The following is a 3,447-nucleotide window of genomic DNA, read 5'->3' on the forward strand; positions in this document are numbered from 1 at the left end:
GCGAATCGAGCCGCTAAATGTTGGGGAGAAGTCGGCGGCCGAGTACTAAATGCAAGTGAATCAAACGGGAGACGGTGGATCCTTTTTCCTTAAGTCCCGAATTCTTTTTACGATCCGCGCGCCGCTACGGTGCCAATTTTTCGCGGTTCGAATCGCTGCATTCTTCGCTCGGTTTACGGATGCAGTCGCTTGGTTCCATCGCTGAATGAAATACCACTCCGGTGTTCGGTCAGCTATTTCCCAGAGCCGCTGCAACTCACGATCGATCAGAACTGCTGTGTTTTCATGGAGAAACTTTTCCGACTGCTCTAACCGGTCCAGTCGCTTGATCGTGTAATTGGCGCCCATCGCGCAAAGTCTTTCGAAAAGCTTGCCGAGTTCCGCCCCGTCTTTGCCGAAAATTAGCAGTGCTGCTCGGCCACTTGTCGTTAAATCAAGGGCACACCCATGTTGCTCTTCGTGTGCTTCCATCCCTCTTAGTGCGGCGCCCTGCGCGTCCTGGAACATGACCGCCTTGTAGGCTGGCAGCGTAGTCTTTAGAGCCTCATTAGAAGTACTCGCACAATAATCGAAGAGTGCATTTCGTGACCATGCTTTTCGATACTGTCCGACTTGGCGAGTGATATCGAGAATCAGTCGCTTGACCTCTTCTCGCCGCTCATGCTTTGTGGCGATCACTCGCAGTGCCCACCCGGTCACAAACGGGGTGCTCAAGGCGATCGCGGCCGCAAACAGGCTTAGCAACCAACTGCCCATGCGAACTCCCTGGAGCGGTTCGGTGTGAATCAATGAACCACCGTCGTACGCCGGCGGCGATTTGAAAGCAAACTCAACAAAAAACCCGGCCCGACCGAAGCCGAATCGGGACGTTTTCCTCCCATCCACCCGCGAGCTCCGGCTGGCTCGCTATTTCGTCAATCGCTTGCGCAGGCCGAAGCCCCGAGGAAATCCGACACCGTTTGCCCACCGGCTTTGGCGTTGGCCCGAATCGCTGCGGCTTCCTTGGTCGTCACCCGCAGGCGGATTGTCTCGTCGCGCTGAACTTCCTTGCGGGGTAGGTTTCGCTAGTCGACGACCGCGGCAGGCTTCGCGGCGGCCTTCCTGGGGGTCTTATGCTTGGCGATTGATCGGCCCTCGCGGCCGTGGTCTGCTGTGGCTACGTTTGAACTGGTGGAAGTGTACCGGGGGGCGCGCGGACGTCAAACGACGTTCAAATCCGATTTCCAGAGGTGCCAATGGCACACGAAACGAAGCTCAGCAACAACGACGTTTACCATGTTCATATTGGCGTAGCGAATAAGCTGATGGAGCGTGTGCTCAAGACCGCTCATGCTGGCCCCGAACGCCCGGCTTGTGATGCGGCGTTTCAGCTCATCCGACGGATCACCAACGCGGGCAATTCGATCGGCATTTTGCAGACGAAGTCGCCCCCCGATCACGATTGGAAGCTTGATGCCTGCTTAATCCTTCGCGGGGTATACGACGCAATGATTCAGGCGTTGTACATTCTTGGCGATCGGACGAAAGCAGACGATCGAGGGCAACTCTACATTGATCATTACTTAATCGAAAAAGTCGAAATGCTCGAGCGGTACGTTAGCAGTCCGACGTTTCTGGGTAACAAAATGGCCAACAGTCCGAAACGGGCGGCGGCCGAACCACAGATTCGAGCCGAGTTCAATAAGGTCTGTGGGAAGTTTGTCGTAACCAAAAAAGGGAAGTTTGCGGGCTACCGTACTAATTGGTACAGGGGGACGCTGCGGGATCTATCGCAGGAGATTGGGCTCGAAACGGAATACGAACTGATTCACAAGATGCTCTCCGGCGCAGTTCATTCTTCGGCGTATGCGATTCAAGAAGGTTGTGGCATTTTGGACGAACACGTTGCCGACATAGCCGTCAAGTTTCATCTTCGAATCCTAAGCAAGTTATGCAACTTGCTCGGCGTTCCCCTCGATAAGTTCGAGAGCGACATTTGCGGCTTGGCGGACAGGAACATGTTTGAACTCTCGTCGCCTGTTCCGCCACCGCCGCCGCCCATCCCGCCGACAACGGCCAAATAACTCTCCAACGCCGGCGCCGACCCGAACGCAAACTCGTCTTCCCACGCCCCGAACTCCGGACGGCGAACGGTCGGTTTTAGCGGGTCAGATTAAACGCGATAGGTTCGAATCTGGCAGGTTCAAGGCAGGTTCAAGAACCAAACGCGACGCCGTATCGCACACTCATCCCAGACGGCTGACGTAAATGCGGAGGGGCTGTCGCGGGCCCGTCTTCCACGGGCGGGCCGAATCATCGATCGAGAAGCGACGGGTCGCACGCTTGACGCGTGCGATGTCCTCTCGGCGGAGCGAGACGCCCTCTTTGTCGGGCGCGCCGCCTCGTCCGTTTTTGTGCCGTGCTTCGCCGGGGCTTACAATATCCGGCGATCTGTGCGAGATATGCCGGCCCGTTTTCCGGAAGAGGCCACCTATGCGCCCGACGACCGTCTTGCGTTTTGTTGCGGGGTTTGTCGCGATGGCCGGAATGCTCGGCCCCGGCGACGGCTATTCGCCGGCCGGGCCGCCGCCCCGGATGCGGTCGCGTCGAGCGACGACGCGTTTCGGAAGTGGCTCGACGACGTCCGTCGGTTGCCCGCGGGCGAGCAATTGAAGGCCGTTTCGAAGAAACTCGAGGAACTGAATCCCGGATTCGACGGGCACCTGTCCTTTGAACAGTTGCAGAGCGAACTCTCGGAGCTGCGGCGAGCCCGACGCACGAAATAATACGACGCATTTTTCGGATCGCCCCGATGTCGAATCACCCCGATTTTCATCATCAGCCTGCTCGGCCGCTCGGAATCGTGTTTCTCGTCGCTGGCGTGCTCGGCTTGGGGGCCGTTTGGTATTTCAACGACCGCTGGTTTCCGCTCGCCGTCGGAACCTTCGTCTTCGGTGCATGCATTCTATTCGGCGGCATCTCAACCGTCGTCGGCGGGGCCTGGCGATGTCGGCTGGAAGACGGCGCCTTGCATTGGAGCTGCCCCAGCCGGTTCCACGGCGACAACGGCCATTGCCGGATCGCCGAGATTCGCGAGTTTCAATGGCTGAAAGATCCGGCAAGCGAGGTGTCGGAGTTTCGGTTGCTCCTGGCCGACGGCAGCGTCCGGAAAATCGCCAGGGACTGCGTCGGCGAAACGGCCGGATTCCGCAAGCTCTACGAGACGCTGCGGACGGAGAATCGGGCTCTGCGGTTCGTCGTGCTCTGGGGAGACGAACGGCGGGTTGAGTAACGATGCGTTGCGCCGTGGATGAGCGAAGATTGGATGCGCCGTAACGCTTTCAGCGTATGGGAGATTCGGGATTCGTTTCCTAGGGTAGGCTCGAGTACGAGCCGTCAAACAGAGTTGTCGGGCTACCGCCCTCGCCCTTTTTCCTCGCTGATCGCTCGGCGGTCTCGGTTGCTACC

Annotated in this window: 5 protein-coding genes; 3 read left to right on the plus strand and 2 right to left on the minus strand. The window is 58.2% G+C overall.

All coding sequences use genetic code 11. From position 1 onward, the window contains the following. Positions 1-60 precede the first annotated feature (60 nt). Both SGJ19_05110 and SGJ19_05115 read right to left on the minus strand, forming a co-directional pair. On the minus strand, positions 61-756 hold the full coding sequence (locus SGJ19_05110; protein MDZ4779611.1) for a hypothetical protein: 696 nt from the start codon (positions 754-756) through the stop codon (positions 61-63). A gap of 443 nt (positions 757-1,199) precedes the next feature. Next, a complete protein-coding gene (locus tag SGJ19_05115) occupies positions 1,200-1,439 on the minus strand; it encodes a hypothetical protein (protein ID MDZ4779612.1) in 240 nt (79 codons plus the stop codon). Here SGJ19_05115 and SGJ19_05120 point away from each other — a divergent pair. The 3 genes from SGJ19_05120 (at position 1,413) to SGJ19_05130 (ending at position 3,271) form a co-directional block, all read left to right on the plus strand. Continuing rightward, positions 1,413-2,063, plus strand: a complete 651-nt coding sequence (locus SGJ19_05120; GenBank protein ID MDZ4779613.1) for a DUF5677 domain-containing protein — start codon at positions 1,413-1,415, stop codon at positions 2,061-2,063. The genes SGJ19_05115 and SGJ19_05120 overlap by 27 nt on opposite strands. 369 nt (positions 2,064-2,432) lie before the next feature. Beyond that, entirely contained in the window at positions 2,433-2,765 is a 333-nt protein-coding gene (locus tag SGJ19_05125) for a hypothetical protein (GenBank protein ID MDZ4779614.1), read from the plus strand. Positions 2,766-2,791: 26 nt separating this feature from the next. Next, positions 2,792-3,271, plus strand: a complete 480-nt coding sequence (locus SGJ19_05130) for a hypothetical protein (protein ID MDZ4779615.1) — start codon at positions 2,792-2,794, stop codon at positions 3,269-3,271. Positions 3,272-3,447 lie beyond the last annotated feature (176 nt).

It is taken from the genome of Planctomycetia bacterium (genome assembly GCA_034440135.1).
Lineage (GTDB): Bacteria > Planctomycetota > Planctomycetia > Pirellulales > JALHLM01 > JALHLM01.

What these genes read in the sequence shown, in the direction of transcription:
- SGJ19_05110 (MDZ4779611.1), bottom strand. Translation starts at nt 756, where the DNA reads ATGGGCAGTTGGTTGCTAAGCCTGTTTGCGGCCGCGATCGCCTTGAGC.
- SGJ19_05130 (MDZ4779615.1), top strand. Translation starts at nt 2,792, where the DNA reads ATGTCGAATCACCCCGATTTTCATCATCAGCCTGCTCGGCCGCTCGGA.